At 65.4% G+C, this 14,687-nt stretch carries 16 protein-coding genes; 3 read left to right on the top strand and 13 right to left on the bottom strand.

Going from position 1 to position 14,687, the window contains the following annotated elements; all coding sequences use genetic code 11:
* Nucleotides 1-41: 41 nt before the first annotated feature.
* From AB6724_RS11945 to AB6724_RS11930, 4 genes are all read right to left on the bottom strand, one after another.
* The gene (locus AB6724_RS11945; protein ID WP_369338743.1) at nt 42-1,106 is read right to left on the bottom strand and encodes a c-type cytochrome; all 1,065 of its coding nucleotides are present in this window, start codon (nt 1,104-1,106) and stop codon (nt 42-44) included.
* Nucleotides 1,090-2,439: a sulfite dehydrogenase gene (soxC, locus tag AB6724_RS11940; protein WP_369338742.1), complete on the bottom strand. Its 1,350-nt coding sequence runs from the start codon at nt 2,437-2,439 to the stop codon at nt 1,090-1,092. Before soxC ends, AB6724_RS11945 begins: the two co-directional genes overlap by 17 nt.
* 216 nt (nt 2,440-2,655) lie before the next feature.
* Entirely contained in the window at nt 2,656-3,135 is a 480-nt protein-coding gene (locus AB6724_RS11935) for a thioredoxin domain-containing protein (RefSeq protein WP_369338741.1), read from the bottom strand.
* Nucleotides 3,135-4,115, bottom strand: coding sequence for an MBL fold metallo-hydrolase (locus tag AB6724_RS11930; RefSeq protein WP_369338740.1), 981 nt, complete (start codon nt 4,113-4,115; stop codon nt 3,135-3,137). The genes AB6724_RS11935 and AB6724_RS11930 overlap by 1 nt, the downstream gene beginning before the upstream one ends.
* 153 nt (nt 4,116-4,268) lie before the next feature.
* Here AB6724_RS11930 and AB6724_RS11925 point away from each other — a divergent pair, with 153 nt between their 5' ends.
* Entirely contained in the window at nt 4,269-4,685 is a 417-nt protein-coding gene (locus tag AB6724_RS11925; RefSeq protein WP_369338739.1) for a DsrE family protein, read from the top strand.
* Between the two features lie 54 nt (nt 4,686-4,739).
* Here AB6724_RS11925 and AB6724_RS11920 read toward each other — a convergent pair whose 3' ends face one another.
* The 3 genes from AB6724_RS11920 to AB6724_RS11910 all read right to left on the bottom strand — a co-directional run bounded on the left by AB6724_RS11920 (nt 4,740) and on the right by AB6724_RS11910 (nt 6,885).
* On the bottom strand, nt 4,740-5,048 hold the full coding sequence (locus AB6724_RS11920) for an ArsR/SmtB family transcription factor (RefSeq protein ID WP_369338738.1): 309 nt from the start codon (nt 5,046-5,048) through the stop codon (nt 4,740-4,742).
* A gap of 193 nt (nt 5,049-5,241) precedes the next feature.
* On the bottom strand, nt 5,242-5,823 hold the full coding sequence (locus tag AB6724_RS11915; protein ID WP_369338737.1) for an NUDIX domain-containing protein: 582 nt from the start codon (nt 5,821-5,823) through the stop codon (nt 5,242-5,244).
* A gap of 141 nt (nt 5,824-5,964) precedes the next feature.
* Complete coding sequence (locus AB6724_RS11910) at nt 5,965-6,885, bottom strand: LysR family transcriptional regulator (RefSeq protein ID WP_369338736.1); 921 nt, start codon at nt 6,883-6,885, stop codon at nt 5,965-5,967.
* 184 nt (nt 6,886-7,069) lie between these two features.
* On the opposite strand from AB6724_RS11910, the gene AB6724_RS11905 reads away from it, so the two are divergent.
* Both AB6724_RS11905 and AB6724_RS11900 read left to right on the top strand, forming a co-directional pair.
* Nucleotides 7,070-7,741, top strand: a complete 672-nt coding sequence (locus AB6724_RS11905; protein ID WP_369338735.1) for an orotate phosphoribosyltransferase — start codon at nt 7,070-7,072, stop codon at nt 7,739-7,741.
* Complete coding sequence (locus AB6724_RS11900; protein WP_369338734.1) at nt 7,738-8,997, top strand: hydantoinase/carbamoylase family amidase; 1,260 nt, start codon at nt 7,738-7,740, stop codon at nt 8,995-8,997. The genes AB6724_RS11905 and AB6724_RS11900 overlap by 4 nt, the downstream gene beginning before the upstream one ends.
* Nucleotides 8,998-9,045: 48 nt before the next feature.
* On the opposite strand, the gene AB6724_RS11895 is transcribed toward AB6724_RS11900, so the two are convergent.
* The 6 genes from AB6724_RS11895 to AB6724_RS11870 all read right to left on the bottom strand — a co-directional run.
* Nucleotides 9,046-10,032, bottom strand: a complete 987-nt coding sequence (locus AB6724_RS11895) for a tripartite tricarboxylate transporter substrate binding protein (protein WP_369338733.1) — start codon at nt 10,030-10,032, stop codon at nt 9,046-9,048.
* 68 nt (nt 10,033-10,100) lie between these two features.
* Nucleotides 10,101-11,030: a 2-hydroxyacid dehydrogenase gene (locus tag AB6724_RS11890; protein ID WP_369338732.1), complete on the bottom strand. Its 930-nt coding sequence runs from the start codon at nt 11,028-11,030 to the stop codon at nt 10,101-10,103.
* A gap of 8 nt (nt 11,031-11,038) precedes the next feature.
* Complete coding sequence (locus AB6724_RS11885; RefSeq protein WP_369338731.1) at nt 11,039-11,809, bottom strand: class II aldolase/adducin family protein; 771 nt, start codon at nt 11,807-11,809, stop codon at nt 11,039-11,041.
* Between the two features lie 42 nt (nt 11,810-11,851).
* A complete protein-coding gene (locus tag AB6724_RS11880; protein WP_369338730.1) occupies nt 11,852-13,396 on the bottom strand; it encodes a class I adenylate-forming enzyme family protein in 1,545 nt (514 codons plus the stop codon).
* 80 nt (nt 13,397-13,476) lie between these two features.
* Nucleotides 13,477-14,463 carry a tripartite tricarboxylate transporter substrate binding protein gene (locus AB6724_RS11875; RefSeq protein WP_369338729.1) on the bottom strand — a complete coding sequence of 329 codons (987 nt, stop codon included), beginning with the start codon at nt 14,461-14,463 and terminating at the stop codon, nt 13,477-13,479.
* Nucleotides 14,464-14,591: 128 nt separating this feature from the next.
* Nucleotides 14,592-14,687: electron transfer flavoprotein subunit alpha (locus AB6724_RS11870; protein WP_369338858.1), on the bottom strand; the 96-nt coding region annotated here is incomplete at its 5' end.

The raw sequence follows: 14,687 nt of genomic DNA, 5'->3' as shown, positions 1-14,687 counted from the left end.
TCCTTGTCATGGGGGGATCACATGCGCGGTGCGCTTGTCGTTTAAGGCTTGGCCGCGCCGGCCAGCCATTGGGCAATGAGCTTGGCGTCCGCGTCGCTCAGACCGGGCTGGGGCGGCATGGGCACCGAGCCCCAGACGCCCGCGCCGCCGCTCTTGACCTTGGCCAGCAGATAGTCCGCCTGGCCGCCGTACTTGCGGGCGATGTCGCTGAATGCGGGGCCCACGATCTTCTGCTCCATGCCATGGCAGGCCACGCAGCTGTTCTTCTCCAGAATCGCGCTGGGTGCGCCGTTGCCGGATTTCGTCTGCGGCACGGCAGGCTTGGCCGCGCCCCCATCGGTTTCAATGCCGCGCTGAGCACCGACTAGGCGGTTTTGCTGAGCCAGATTGCCGTGGTTGTTGCTTGCATGCTGCGGCAGGGCCGAGCGGATCTGCGGCGCGGGGCCGCAGTTGCTCATGCAGGCCGCAGCCTGCACATCGGGCCTGGCGTTCCTGGCGAATTCGCTGCCCGGCCACAGCGCATGCTGTGCACTCATGCCGTTGCGGTTGGGCAGCTTTTGCTGCACCTCGGCAATGTTCTTGTCGCTGAGCGTGAAGCTCTCGGGGACGACCCCGCCCAGGTTCAGCAGATAGGCCGTGACCGCATAGACCTCGTCGGTCGACAGAGATTTGGGCGCATTCCAGGGCATGGCGCGGTTGATGTAGTCCCACAGCGTGGAGACGGTGGCGACCTTCATCAGCGTCGTACGGCCCGGAAATGCCGGATCCTTGAGGCGCGCGGCATGGCCGGTCTTGATGTCCTCGGCCGTGGTGCCGCCGATCAAGGGGCTGAACACCTCGTTGGACTCGCCGAACACGCCGTGGCATGAGGCGCACTTGGCCTCCCAGACATCCATGCCTTTTTGCACCGAGCCCGAGCCCGGCGGCAGGCCCTTGAAGTCGGGGCGCACATCGATATCCCAGGCCCGGACCTCGCCGGGCGTGGCATTGCGGCCCACGCCGGGAAAGCGCTGCTCGCCGCTCTTGCCCTGCGCCAAGGCGGGCGCCGCGACGGCTCCAAGCACCGCAGCAGCGGTCAGGATGAGCGATTTACGCAAGCTGAACATTGGCGACCTCCCCGTTGGCGCGCACCGCCCAGGACTGAATGGCATTGTTGTGATAAATGGAGCGCGCGCCGCGCACCGCGCGCAGCTGCTGGTAGCTGGGCTGCACATAGCCGGTCTCGTCCATGGCACGGCTCTGGATGATGCATTCCTCGCCGTTCCACACCCAGTCGAGGTTGAAGCGCGTCAGGCATTTGCTCATCACCGGGCCTTCGAGCCTGGCCGTGCGCCAGTTGCGGCCGCCGTCCACGCTCACGTCCACGCGCTTGACCTTGCCGCGCCCCGACCAGGCCAGGCCCGTGATGTTGTAGAAGCCCTGGTCGAGCAGCATCTGCCCGCCCGAGGGCGTGGTCACCACGCTCTTGCATTCCTGGATGCTGGTGTACTGGCGGTGCTGGCCGTCGGGCATCAAGTCCACATAGTGAATCGCCTCGTCCTTGGCCGCATAAGGCATGTCGCCGACCTCGATGCGGCGCAGGTACTTGACCCAGCTCACGCCCTGCACGCCGGGAACCACCAGCCGCAGCGGATAGCCCTGTTCGGGCCTCAGCATCTCGCCGTTCTGGCCATAGGCCACCAGCACCTCGCCCGAGGTGATGAGCTCGACCGGAATCGTGCGCGTCATCGACGAACCGTCGGCGCCTTCGGCCAGGATGAACTTGCCTTGCTTCAGATCGGCCCCGGCCATCTCCAGCAAGGTGATCAAAGGCACGCCCGTGAATTCGCTGCACGACAGCATGCCATGCGTGTACTGCACCGTGGGCACGGCCACATTGCCCCATTCCATGCCGGTGTTGGCGCCGCATTCGATGAAATGAAAGCGGGAGACCGCGGGCAGGCGCATGATCTCGTCCATGGTGAAGACCTTGGGGTTCTTCACCAGGCCGTTGATCATCAGCCTGTGCTTGGAGGGATCGATATCCCACCAGCCCTGATGGTGGCGCTCGAAGTGCAGGCCGCTGGGCGTGACGATGCCGAACAACGACTGCAGCGGCGCAAACGACACCGAAGCCTGCTTGGTCTGCGTCAGACCCGGACTTTGGCGACGCTGCACATTGGCTTCGTATTTGGAAGGCTTGCCATAGCCGTCGGTCACCACCGGCTGGCCCAGGCCCTTGCTGTGTGCGGGCAGCTCCAGAATATTCGGGTCGCCCTCGCCGACTGCCGCCTGCTGCGCCTGCGCATTGGCAGCCACCGCTGTCGCCGCGGCGGCAAAAGCGCCGCGAATGAAGTCGCGCCGCCCGGCCCTGGCCTCGGCAAACACCGTGCCGACCTCGTCGGATCGCACAAAATTCTCCGGTGCCTTGCGCACCTTGCCCATTAGCTGGCTCCGCATATGCTCCCTCTTCAATAGCAAACCACGCACCGTTTGGAGGCAGTCCATGCCCTGCAGGCATGCAGCCCGACCTCCGCCCCTCAGAGCTGTCGCAGTCTATATTCATATATAAGCATGTTGTTATTTAAAGTATGCGGCACCGACCGAGGTTTGAAATCTGGCAATAACCCGCGTTATTCAGATTCAGAATAGCGATCGCAAACCCGCTGAATTTCCTCAGCGGCTGCGCAGCGTGGCCCTTGCCGCAGCCATGCGCTCGTCAAGATAGGCGCCGTAGAAATCGGGAATCGAGCCTCCGACCAGGCGCGCCGCCACCTCCTGCTGCGCGGCGCCATAAAACAGCAGGCTGGGGGCCAGCTCAATCCCCAGTTGCCTGATCACCGCGCCATGGGTGCTTGGCTCGCCCGCCCAGTTCCGCAGCGGATCGCGGGACAAAAAATGAACCTGGGTGACGCAGGCTCCGCTTTGGCTCAGAGGCAGCAGAAAATGCTCGCGCACCAGCTTGCAGTACGGACAGCCGTGCAAGCTTGCCATCACCACCAGCGGCTCTTTTCGGGCCAGTGCCGCGAACAGATCGCGCGGCAGGTCCTGGCTGCTGGGCAGCAGGCGCTCCGAGGCATCCGGCGCCGCCATTGCCGGCGCCGCGCCGAGCGCCAGAGCCTGTATCCAGAGCCTGCGCGTGTACATAGAGCGCATCAGGGCTTCTCCTGCTCCATCAGCAAGAAGGTGTTGTAGGCATTCATGCGATTGGCCTCCTTGAATAGCGGATACCCGGCAAACCTTGACCAGTCAGTGGCTTTATAGGCCTCGTCAAAAGGATCAAGATTGGCCGCTGCCTTGCCCATGGCGGTGCGCAGATACTGCAGATAGTCACGCGTAAGCTGCATATCCTGGCCGGGCCTGTCGGAAGCGCCTCCATGGCCTGGCACCATGACCTTCACGGGGAGCTTGAGCAACTCGTCCAGCGCCGCAATCCAGTGCCGGCTGTCGGCCTGCCCCACATAGGGTATGCGGTTGCGAAACACCACGTCTCCTATGAACAGCACCCCGCTTTGCGGCAGGAAGATCGCCGTGTCCTCGGGGGTGTGCGCGGGCCCCATGTGCTGCATCACGAAATCGACGCCGCCTATCGAAAGCCGTTCGGCATCGCCGGACACCCATTGATTCGCGGCCACCATGCGCGTGTCCGCGTCGATCCAGGGCGCGAGTTCCTGGCGCGATGCCTGCAGGCGCAGGCGGGCGGTTTCCGAATTGATGTACTCCCGTGCCAGGGCATGGGCCACGATTTTTGCGCCCAGCGCTTCGAACACCTGCAGCCCGTAGATATGGTCGGCATGGTAGTGGGTCAGAATCACATGGCTGATGGGCTTGGAGGTGAGGGATCTGATCTTTTCCACCAGCTCCTGCGCCAGCGCGGGCGATCCCAGGGCATCAATCACCACCACGCTGTCGGTGGTGATCACAAAGCCGGCGTTGGAGATGAAGTTCCGGTTGGCGGGACTGCCCAGCGCCGACACGCCCTGCACAAAATAGACATTGGCCGCAAGCTGCTGCAGCCGCATGGGCGCTGCAGAGGCGGCCTGCGCGGTCGGCGCCGCTGCCTCCTCATGCCCCGATGCAGCCCCCGCGACGGCCAGCAGCGCAGCCAGGGCCGCAGCCTTCAAATGTCTTGCCATGTTGTCTCCTTGCATGGGTCGTGACGCTGCCCGCTCCGGCACTAGCGCTTGCCCTATTTTTCAAATCTTGCGTGGCGACTAATATAAGCAGATAGCAATATTTAACAAGCAGCATCTTCCCGCGACGACTGGCTGCACCAGAGGAGACAAGAGATGAAGCGCCAACTCATAGCACTGGGCTTTGCACTGTGCACGGCCGTCGCCGCGGCCCAGGACCATATCAAGGTTGTCTATCACGTCAACACCGGCGTGGAGACTGCCGCCGCCATCCTGAGCAATATCAGCAATGAGCTGAATGCCTCGCCCACGGACAGAATCGTGGTGGTCACGCATGGGCCGGGCATAGACTTTCTGCTCAACGATGCCAAGGACAGCAAAGGCCGCGAATTCAGCGGCCAGGTCAGCGCCCTGGCCGGGCGCGGCGTGGAGTTCAAGGTCTGCAATAACACGCTGCAGACACGCCATATCGATGCGGCAAACCTGTTGATGGAAACCCAGATCGTGCCCTCGGGCGTGGCCGAGGTCGCGCGCCTCCAGGCCAGGGAAGGCTTTGTCTATCTCAAGCCCTGAGCTTTTTCGGTCCATGAAAAAAGGCGCCAGAGGCGCCTTTGGTATTTCGGCCGCTCAATTTTGCTCTATCGCAATCTGGACGCAGATGGTGCGGCACATATGCACCACCTTCTCGTTGGCGATGAAGTAATAAATGCTCACCCCCTCGCGCCGGCGCCCCAGGATGCCGGCCTGGTACAGAGTATTCAGGTGCTGGGACATATTGGGCTGGGTCGTGTCGATATTGGCCAGCAGCTCGGAAACATTTTTCTCGCCATTGCAAAGCGCGCTGATGATCTTCAGGCGCATGGGCGCCGCCATGGCCTTGAACAGTTCGGCGGCGCTCTCAAAGACACTGTCATCCTCAAGATTCGGCGATTCCATTGATGAACTCCTGAACATATATGCGCCGGCGGCCGCCGGCTGCGGCCGCCAGCCATAGAGACATGCGGCAAGTTTATAGGATGCCCGGCGCAGACTCGGGACAGAGAGCCCCGGATGAAGATCCATCAAGAGCCAGATTCGGCGCGGCAGGCCAAACCCGCCGCACGGGCCCGGCCTCCGGGCAGCAAGCCCATCACAGGACTTGCCAATCGAGCTGCCATGCACCGCTTTGCACATTCTGCAGCCACAGGCAGCAGCTCAGCGTCTTGGCATCGGTCACCTGCCCGGTCTGCACGCCGTGGAAGAGCTCCTCGGGCGTCATGCTGCAGACATCCAGGGACTCGTCCGCATCCAGATGGCGCTCGCCGGCCGTCAGGCCGCGCGCGAAAAACACGTGGATGACTTCGGTGGAATAGCCTATCGCCAGGTGCAAGGGTCCCGCATAGGCCCACTCCCGCGCCGTATAGCCGGTTTCCTCCAGCAGCTCGCGCCGCGCGCAGACCAAGGGCTGCTCGCCCGCATCCAGCTTGCCCGCCGGAAACTCCGTCATCACCAGGCCCACGGGGTAGCGAAACTGCCGCTCCAGCAGCACACGACCGTCATCGAGCAGGCCGATCACCACCACCGCCCCCGGATGCACCACATATTCGCGCGTCGCTTCGCCGCCGTGCGGCAGCCGCACGGTATCCAGCCTCACCTGCAGAAAACCGCCCTGGTGCACGACCTGGGTCTTGAGCCGGTGCTCCAGCAAATGGGCTTCCTTATCGATCGTCATTGCCTTGTCCCTCCCTGCAACACGCTGCCGCATCACTTCCAATCATCCACATTGGCGCATATTTCTCGATGGATCGGCCAACTATTCACCTTGGCCGCCCAACCGCAATGCATCCATCATATAAAAGGCAGGCCGGCAGCATTAGCGCTGCGGCACCAGGGCCGCAGCGAAATGCCGAGCCGGCGCGGGCAGGTCGGCAAAACGGGCCGCATACAGATTCAGGCTGCGCTCGGCCCAGGCATCGGTCAGCGGCACCGCATGCAGAGCGCGAGTCTCGCCCAGCCTCTGGTAGGCGCCCTCGGGCATGACGCCCACGCCCAGCCCGCATTCGATCATGCGGCACATGGCGCTCAGGCTGTCGACCTCGATGCGCTGGCGCAGCATGCGCCGGCCCGCACGGGCCTCCCGATTGAGCATTTCCTGGACGATGCTGCTGTCGCGCAGCCCGATCTGCGCGTAGTCCAGCGCTTCTTCATAGGCCAGCTCCCGATGGCCGGCCAGGGCATGCTCCCTGGGCATGATCAGCACCATGCGCTCACGCCGATAAGGCATGGATTCCAGCCCCTCCACCTCATCGCTGGGGCTGCAGACCCCCAGATCGGCAATATGGTCGCGCACGGCACGCGCGACGGATCGGCTGGTCGCCTGGCGCAGATCGATGCGGATGTCGGGATGATGCCTGACGAAGACCGCAATATCCTCGGGCAGGAACTGCTCCACGGCGGATGCATTGGCGCTCAGGCGCACCAGCCCGCGTACGCCGCGCGCATATTCGCCCAGGTCGTCGCGCAGATGTTCGACGCCCTGGAGGATGGTGCGCGCATGCGCGAGCAGCAACTCCCCGGCCGGGGTCGCGCGCACGCCGCGGGCGTGGCGCAGCAGCAGCGGGGTGCGGGCCAGGGATTCCAGCTCGGCAACACGCTTGCTGACCGCCGAGGCGACCATGCCGCCATGTTCGGCCGCGCGCGCAATGCTGCCGTACTCGCAGATCAGCACAAACAGGTCCAGGGATGAAAGGTCGATCTGGCGCAGAAAGCTACGCGACGAGGTGAAGTCGGACATGGGAGCAAGGCGCCGCAGCGCCTATGTGCAGCGATGCCGGGCGGGGCGCCGCGGATAAAAGATGGGGCATGCGTCAACACATGCAGCACGAGCCATCACGTTCTGGAACGGCTCGAGGAATTTTAGCCACTTCTTGCCCAGGGCCCAGGTTTTTAACATGCGCGTTTTGCACACGGACACGCTCATGCTTCTTTCCGATTCCGACGCGCCACGCGTTGCCCAGGCCCTGGTGGACCTGGGCGCTGTACGCATTGCTTCGCATCAACCGTTTATCTACACCTCGGGCTGGGCCAGCCCGGTCTATGTGGATGCGCAAGTCCTGATGTCGGATGTCGCCCTGCGCCGCGAAGTCATGGACCTTGCGGCCCGCTGCATGCGGCCGGTGATTGCCGCCCGCGGCATCAATGCCATCGTGGGCACCGAAAGCTCGGGCATTGCCTTTGCCGCCTGGCTGGCCGAGCGGCTGGAACTGCCCATGCTCTATCTGCGCAAGCGCCCCGTGGGCTGGGACATCACGGCCCAGCTCGAAGGCCGTCTGCCGGCCGATGCCAAGGTCCTGCTGGTGGACGATGTGACCACCGACGGTCGCTCCAAGGCTGGGACGGTCGCCGCCCTGCGCCGCGCAGGCCCTGTGGTCGAGGACGTGCTGGTTCTGCTCGACTATGCGCTCTATGCACCGCAGGCCGGCACCCTGGCCGAGCATGCCCTGTCCCTGCATGCGCTGGCGACGTGGAATCAGCTGCACACAGCCCTGCTGGCCAGCGGACAGCTCAGTGCCGATCAGAAGGCCACGCTTGCGGACTTCTCGGCCTCGCCCGTGGCCTGGTCCATCCGCCATGGAGGTACCGGAGCATGACGGTCTGCGCTACATCGGTGGATACGCGTGCGCTGGCGCAGTCCCTGTTCTCTGAAATCCGCGAAGCCACCCGTGACGGCCTGGGCGTCACGCGTGAAAGCTATGGCGCGGGCGAAAACACTGCACTGCGCATTCTCGAGGACCGGGCCGAAGAACTGGGTCTGGGCCATGAGCGGGATCGCGCCGGCAACCTGTGGCTGAGCCTGCCGGAGGAAACCCGGACGGAGCCCTTTGTGGCGATAGGCTCGCACGCCGACTCCGTGCCACAGGGCGGCAACTACGACGGACTGGCGGGCATTGTTGCGGGCATGCTGATGCTGCTGCAGCTGCGCGGCCGCCATGAAGAGGCTCCGCCGCTACGCGTGCTGGCCCTGCGCGGCGAGGAAAGCGCCTGGTATGGCAAGGCCTATCTGGGCTCTCTGTCCCTGCTGGGCAAACTGCCTGCAGCCACCTTGACGCGGCCCCATCGCGACGGCACCGGTGTGCTGGGCGAAGCCATGTCGCGCTGCGGCGCCGACGTAGAGGCCATTCAACGCGGCGAGCCACTGGTCGACCTCGCGCATATCGCGGCCTATCTGGAGCTGCATATCGAGCAGGGTCCGGTCATGGTCAATCGCGGCTGGCCCGTGGCGCTGGTGACGGGCATCCGCGGCAACGTCCGCCACAACCTGATCCGCTGCATCGGCGAAACCGGCCACTCGGGCGCCGTGCCGCGTTGGTTGCGCAAGGATGCGCTGCTGGCGATTGCCGAGCTGCTGTCGCGCATGGACGAGCACTGGCGCGTGCTGCTGCAGATGGGCATGGACCTGGTGATGACCACGGGCATCTGCTCCACCTCGGCGCAATCGCATGCGGTGTCCGTCATTCCGGGCGAGGTGGCCTTCAGCTTCGAAGTGCGCAGCCAGGACACCCAGACGCTGGAGCGCTTCTACACCCTGATGCGCGAGGAATGCCAGGCCATAGAACGCGCACGAGGTGTGCGTTTCGAATTCGACGAACGTCTGTTCACGGAGCCCGCGACCATGGATGCTGGCTGGCTGCAGCGGCTGGAGGCGGCCGCACCGCAGGACATGAAGCTGGAGCGCATGGCCAGCGGCGCCGGCCACGATGCGGCGGTGTTTGCCAACGCGGGCGTACCCTCGGCCATGGTCTTCATCCGCAACGAGAACGGCTCGCACAATCCCCATGAAGCCATGGATACAGAGGACTTTCTGACGGGGGTGGCGCTGCTGGCCCGCGCGCTCACCGGCGCCTGAGGGTGCGCTTCCGGGAGGCCACCTCATACGGGCGGCCATGGGACCGGCTCAGTCCAGCGTCACCTTGGCCTCGCGTATCACCTTGCCCCATTTGGCGGTTTCGGCCGCAATGAAGCGATCGCACTCCTCGGGGGTCGAGCCTTCGGCAAAAGTGCCCATGGTCTGCTCCAGGCGCTGCGCAATCTCGGGGCTGCGGATGATCCGCGCCACCTCGGCGGACATGCGCTGCACGATCTCGCGCGGCACGCCCGCCGGGGCGATCATCGCGGCCCAGGTGCTGCCCATGAGATCCGGAATGCCCTGCTCGGCAAAAGTGGGCACATCGGGCAAGGCGGCCAGGCGCTTGTCGCTGGCCACGCCGATCAGACGGATGCGACCGGCCTTGGCAGGCTGGATCAGATTGGGCGGAGGATCGAGGAACAACGGAATCTGACCGCCCATGAGGTCGGTCAGCGCGGGGGCGGCGCCCTTGTAGGGCACATGGATCATGTCGGTCTTGGTCAGCAGCTTCATGAGCTCCGTGGTCAGATGCGCGCTGGAGCCGCTTCCCGAGGAGCCAAAGCTGACCTTGCCCGGATGGGCCTTGGCATAGGCAATCAGCTCCTGCGTGGTCTTGAACGGGGCATTGTTGGCCACGGCCGCCACCAGCGGCGAGACCCCCATCAGCGACACGCCAACCAGATCCTTCTTGGGGTTGTAGGGCAGCTTGGGATAGAGCGTGGTATTGGCCGCATAGGCCGCGATCACCACGCCGAAGGTGTAGCCGTCGGGTGCGGACTTGGCCAGTTGCTCCACGCCGATCAGACTGTTCGCGCCCGGCTTGTTCTCCACGATGATGGGCTGACCCAGGGCTTTTTGCAGGCCCACCTGCAGCAGTCGCGCCATCTGGTCGGTAAAGCCGCCTGCCGTATAGGGCACGATGATGCGTATGGGTTTGGCGGGCCAGGGGCTCTGGGCCCAGACCGAGGGAGCCAGCATGGCGGCACCGGCTGCGGCGCTCGATTGCAGAAAGCTGCGGCGAGATGTCGAAGGCATGAATGTCTCTTGGTTCTTTTAGGGAGAAAGCGCCGCGCGGCGGCGCGGCAGTTAAGGGCAAGAATGTCTCAGTATCCCCGGGCCACGTCCACCAGATTGAGCAAGGGCTCGCCCACGCGCAGGCGGCGCAGGTTCTCCAGGCACTGACGGGCCACGGTGTCGGCCGAGGCCTGGGCCGCGATATGCGGTGTGACAAAGGCCTTGGGATGCCCCCACACCTTGTTGCCGGGCTGGGGCGGCTCCTCGCGCAGCACGTCCAGCGCGGCGCCGGCCAGATGGCCTTCGTCGAGCAGGGCCAGCAGCTCGTCCTCGACCACCTGCTCGCCGCGCCCCACGTTGATGAAGTAGGCACCGCGCGGCAACAGGGACAGGGTGCGGCGGTTCAGCAGATCGCGCGTCTCGGGCGTGAGCGGCAAGGCGCAGACCAGAATGTCGCTGCCGGACAGCAGTTGCTGCAGACCCTGGGCACCGCTGTGCGTGCTCAGGCCGGCAATGTTCTTGGCGCTGCGGCTCCAGCCCGCGACAGGATAGCCCACGGCCTGCATGGCAGCAGCCACGAAGCGGCCGACCTCGCCCAGACCCAGAATGCCCACGCGGCAGTCGGCGCTGGCGCGCACGGGGCGGCGCAGCCAGTCGCCGGCCTGCTGCTGGCGCGCGAACAGATCCAGCTCGCGCGTGTGGCGCAGCGCGGTGCCGACCACATACTGGGCGATCTCCACATGCTGCTGCGGGTCGACGGTACGCGCCACGGGCAGGCCGGCCGGCAGGTCGGGCACGGCCAGCAGCTTGTCCACGCCCGCACTGGGAGCGCACAGCAGCTTGAGCTGCGGATAGGCGGGCAGCACGCCGGGCTTGAGGCTCCAGGCCAGCATGGTCTCGACCTCGGCGGCAGGCGCTTCGTCGCGGTGGGCCCAGACCCGCAGATCGGGCGCCATGGCGCGCAGCGCATCAACGATGGGCGCGCCCATGCTCGGATGGATATTGACCAGAATTCCCATGGTTTCCTTCAGTCCTTGTAAGAAGGGTCTATGCGATCCAGGCGGCGCAGCAGGCCCGGCCAGGCCAGGCCCGCGCCCTTGCCCTTGGTGACCTGGCGCGACTGATTGACCGCGTCGGCAATGATGGTCTGCGGGATGCGGGTCAGCTCGCCGCCGCCCGACTGCGCGAGGACCTGGATGCGGCAGGCCGACTCCAGCGTGTACATGGCCAGCACGGCCTCGGCCACGCTGCGTCCGCAGGTCAGCAGGCCGTGGTTGCGCAGGATGAGGAAGTTGCTGGCACCCAGATCGTCCACCAGGCGCGGCTTCTCGTCATCGCGCAGGGCCACGCCCTCGTAGTCATGGTAGGCTAGGCGCGCCAGCGGGAAGATGGACTGCTGCGAGATGGGCAGCAGGCCATCTTTTTGCGCCGACACGGCCACGCCGTAGCGCGTATGCGTGTGCAGCACACACTGCACCTCGGGCCGGCCGTCGTGGATGGCGCTGTGGATGACGAAGCCCGCGGGGTTGACGTCGTACTCGGTCTCCATCAGCGGCTGGCCTTCGTGATCGACCTTGACCAGGCTGGACGCGGTGATCTCATCGAACAGCATGCCGTAGGGGTTGATCAGGAACTGTCCGGGCTGGCCCGGCACGCGCGCCGAGATATGGGTGAAGATCAGGTCGTCCCAGCCGAAGTGGGCGACCAGCCGGTAGGCGGCGGCCAGCTCGACGCGGGTCTGCCACTCCTGGTCCGTCACCTGGCGACGGACTTCGGACATCGTGGTGTCATGGCTCATGGGATAGGTCTCGTGATGGGCATCGTGGAATGAAAGACAGGCTCAGCGCCCCGCCGCGTACTGGTCGCGCAGCTCGCGCTTGAGCACCTTGCCGATGGCACTGCGCGGCAGCTCGGCGATGAAGCGCAGATCGGCCAGGCGCTGGGTCTTGCCGGCCTGCCGGTTGTACCAGCCCATGATCTCCTCGGGCCGCGCCGGCTCTCCCGTGCGCGACACCACATAGGCCACGGGCGTCTCGCCCCATTGCTCGGAGGGCACGCCAACCACGGCCACGTCGTCCACGGCCGGGTGGGCGCGCAGCTGGGCCTCCAGGTCGCTGGGATAGATGTTGAAGCCGCCGCTGATGATCATGTCCTTGCGGCGGTCGAACAGGGTCAGGAAGCCGTCGGCATCGAAGCGGCCCACATCGCCCGTGCGGATGAAGCGCTTGCCCGTGGCATCGAACCATTCGGCCTCGCGCGTCTTGGCGGGCTGGCCGTGGTAGCCGCTCATCATGCCGGCCGAATGGCCCACGACCTCGCCGTCCGCGCCGGGGGCGACCTCGCGGCCTTCCTCGTCGATGAGGCGGATGTCATGGCCTTCGGCGGGCCGGCCCACGGTGTGCAGCTTGTCCGGGTGCAGATGGGCTTCGAGGATGCAGGTGCCGCCGCCTTCGGTCATGCCGTAGAACTCGGTGAGACTGCCGGGCCAGCGAGCCACCACATCGGCCTTGAGCTCGGCGCGAAACGGCGCGCTGGTGCAGAACTTGGCGCGAAAGCTCGACAGATCATGCGCGTCGAACTGCGGCAGCGCCATGATGCGCTGGTACTGCACAGGCACCAGCATGGCGTGGGTGACGCGGTGCTGCTCGGCCAGCTGCAGATAGCGCGCCGCGTCGAACTTGGGCATGAGCACCACGCAGCCGCCGCTGCCCAGCGTGGGAAAGAACACCACCAGCGTGGTGTTGGAGTACAGCGGCGTGGCCAGCAGCGTCGTACCCTCGGGGCCGTAGCCGTAGACGCCACCCCGGTTGATATGGGTCCAGCGCATGCCGTGCGACTGCACGATGCCCTTGGGAGTCCCCGTGGTGCCGGAGGAATAGATGATGTTGAACGCAGCCTCGGGCTCCACACTCACGGCAGCGGGCTGCGCGCCTTCGGGCGCGAGCCAGTCCTCGAAGGCACGGCCCGGCGCCACCCCGTCCAGAGAGATGCATTGCAGTCCGGTGTCGGTGGGCACCAGGTCCTGAGCCGTCTTGTCGAGGAACAGATGACGCGCCTGGGCATCGCGCAGCATGGAGGCCAGGCTCTCGGCCGTGGAGGATGGCGCCAGCGGCGCGACCACCACGCCCGCGCGCAAGGCTCCGAGGAACAGCGCGGCATAGCGCACGGAATTCAGCGCGCAGATGGCGATGGCCTGGCCCGGCTGCACGCCGTCGCGCTGCAAGGCGGCGGCCACGCGGTCCATGAGGGCGTCAAGCAGGGCATAGCTCAGGGTCTGCTGGTCGTCGCGCAGCGCGGCATGGCCGGGCTGCTGGCGCGCATGGCTGCGGATCAGCGCGGCCAGCGTGGTGAAGGGGGCATCGGGGGAAGGCAGGCAGACGGCCATGAAGGCTCCGGTTCGGGATGGGCAAGCGGGGCTGCGCCCGCGAGCCCCCTGGCCCTGCAGGCGCGTCGGAAGACGGTGGTCTATTTGGCGGCCAGACCCAGGCGGTCGATCAGAACCTTGTCCTTGGCAAAGGCCTCCCTGGCCCATTGTGCATAGTCGGCACCCGAACGGTACCAGGCGTCCTGGTTGAGCTGCTTGAGCACCTCGACATGGCGCGGGTCGTCCATGGCCTTCTTGAAGGCGTCATGCAACTTGCGCACCACGGCCGGATCCATGCCCTTGGGGCCGGCCAGTCCGTAGGGCGAGGTGGAGACCACGCCATAGCCCAGCTCCTTGGCCGTGGGGACATCGGGCCAGCGCTGGGTGCGCTTTTCACCGAAGGTCATGAGCAGGCGCATCTGGCCGCCATCCACATAGGTGTCCCAACCCGAGGCATCGCTTTGCGCCGCCACATGACCGCCCAGCAGGGCCTGTTGCAGGTCGGCATTGCCCTTGAAAGGCACATGATTGAGAGTGACCTTGGCGTTCTCGGCCAGCTCCTCCATCAGCAGATGCGGCGAGGAACCTATGCCCGTGGAGCCGTATTCGATCTTGCCGGGAGTCTTGCGCGCGGCGGCGATGTACTCGTTGAAGCTCTTGTAGGGCGAGTCCGAGCGCACCGTGAAACCGAAGGTATAGCCCGAGACACCGATGATGTAAGTGAAGTCCGTGACCGGGTTCCAGGCGGTCTTTTGCATATGCGCCATGCGCAGCATGGACATGGGGAACTGGGTGATGGTGTAGCCATCGGGCTTGGCGGTGCGCGCCATGGAGCCGGGGCCTAGCGTGCCGCCCGCGCCGGGTTTGTTCTCGACGATGATGGACTGGCCCAGTTGCTTGCCCGCAATATCGGCCAGGGTACGCATATGGCGATCGGTGGGGCCACCGGCCGGGAACGGCACGATCAGCGTGATCGGCCGCGCCGGATAATCGCCGGACTGCGCCCAGGCAGATGCGCTGGTGCCAGCGGCGGTCACAAAAGCGGCTGTGGCGAGCACGAGGCTGCGGCGGCCAAGGGAAATCTGCATGTCTTGTCTCCTGAATCTCTGAACCAGGTGGGGCCGGGGCACATGCCTTGTGTGCCGCTCTGGCCAGGCCCCGGAACCGTGGTCCGGAGCCGTTGGCACCGCCTTGCTGCACGGTGCCATGGCAACGCTTAGGCCGTCTTCACCAGCTCCGGCACGGCCGTGAACAGATCGGCTTCCAGCCCGTAGTCGGCCACCGAGAAGATCGGCGCCTCCGGGTCCTTGTT

It is taken from the genome of Comamonas guangdongensis (assembly GCF_041079535.1).
GTDB lineage: Bacteria > Pseudomonadota > Gammaproteobacteria > Burkholderiales > Burkholderiaceae_C > Comamonas > Comamonas guangdongensis.
Note: the sequence above shows the minus strand (reverse complement) of the source record. Positions and strands in the feature narration are given on the sequence as shown.

Coding starts and splice junctions, on each gene's coding strand:
- AB6724_RS11945 (WP_369338743.1), bottom strand. CDS start 1,106: ATGTTCAGCTTGCGTAAATCGCTCATCCTGACCGCTGCTGCGGTGCTT.
- soxC (WP_369338742.1), bottom strand. CDS start 2,439: ATGCGGAGCCAGCTAATGGGCAAGGTGCGCAAGGCACCGGAGAATTTT.
- AB6724_RS11935 (WP_369338741.1), bottom strand. CDS start 3,135: ATGCGCTCTATGTACACGCGCAGGCTCTGGATACAGGCTCTGGCGCTC.
- AB6724_RS11930 (WP_369338740.1), bottom strand. CDS start 4,115: ATGGCAAGACATTTGAAGGCTGCGGCCCTGGCTGCGCTGCTGGCCGTC.
- AB6724_RS11925 (WP_369338739.1), top strand. CDS start 4,269: ATGAAGCGCCAACTCATAGCACTGGGCTTTGCACTGTGCACGGCCGTC.
- AB6724_RS11920 (WP_369338738.1), bottom strand. CDS start 5,048: ATGGAATCGCCGAATCTTGAGGATGACAGTGTCTTTGAGAGCGCCGCC.
- AB6724_RS11915 (WP_369338737.1), bottom strand. CDS start 5,823: ATGACGATCGATAAGGAAGCCCATTTGCTGGAGCACCGGCTCAAGACC.
- AB6724_RS11910 (WP_369338736.1), bottom strand. CDS start 6,885: ATGTCCGACTTCACCTCGTCGCGTAGCTTTCTGCGCCAGATCGACCTT.
- AB6724_RS11905 (WP_369338735.1), top strand. CDS start 7,070: ATGCTTCTTTCCGATTCCGACGCGCCACGCGTTGCCCAGGCCCTGGTG.
- AB6724_RS11900 (WP_369338734.1), top strand. CDS start 7,738: ATGACGGTCTGCGCTACATCGGTGGATACGCGTGCGCTGGCGCAGTCC.
- AB6724_RS11895 (WP_369338733.1), bottom strand. CDS start 10,032: ATGCCTTCGACATCTCGCCGCAGCTTTCTGCAATCGAGCGCCGCAGCC.
- AB6724_RS11890 (WP_369338732.1), bottom strand. CDS start 11,030: ATGGGAATTCTGGTCAATATCCATCCGAGCATGGGCGCGCCCATCGTT.
- AB6724_RS11885 (WP_369338731.1), bottom strand. CDS start 11,809: ATGAGCCATGACACCACGATGTCCGAAGTCCGTCGCCAGGTGACGGAC.
- AB6724_RS11880 (WP_369338730.1), bottom strand. CDS start 13,396: ATGGCCGTCTGCCTGCCTTCCCCCGATGCCCCCTTCACCACGCTGGCC.
- AB6724_RS11875 (WP_369338729.1), bottom strand. CDS start 14,463: ATGCAGATTTCCCTTGGCCGCCGCAGCCTCGTGCTCGCCACAGCCGCT.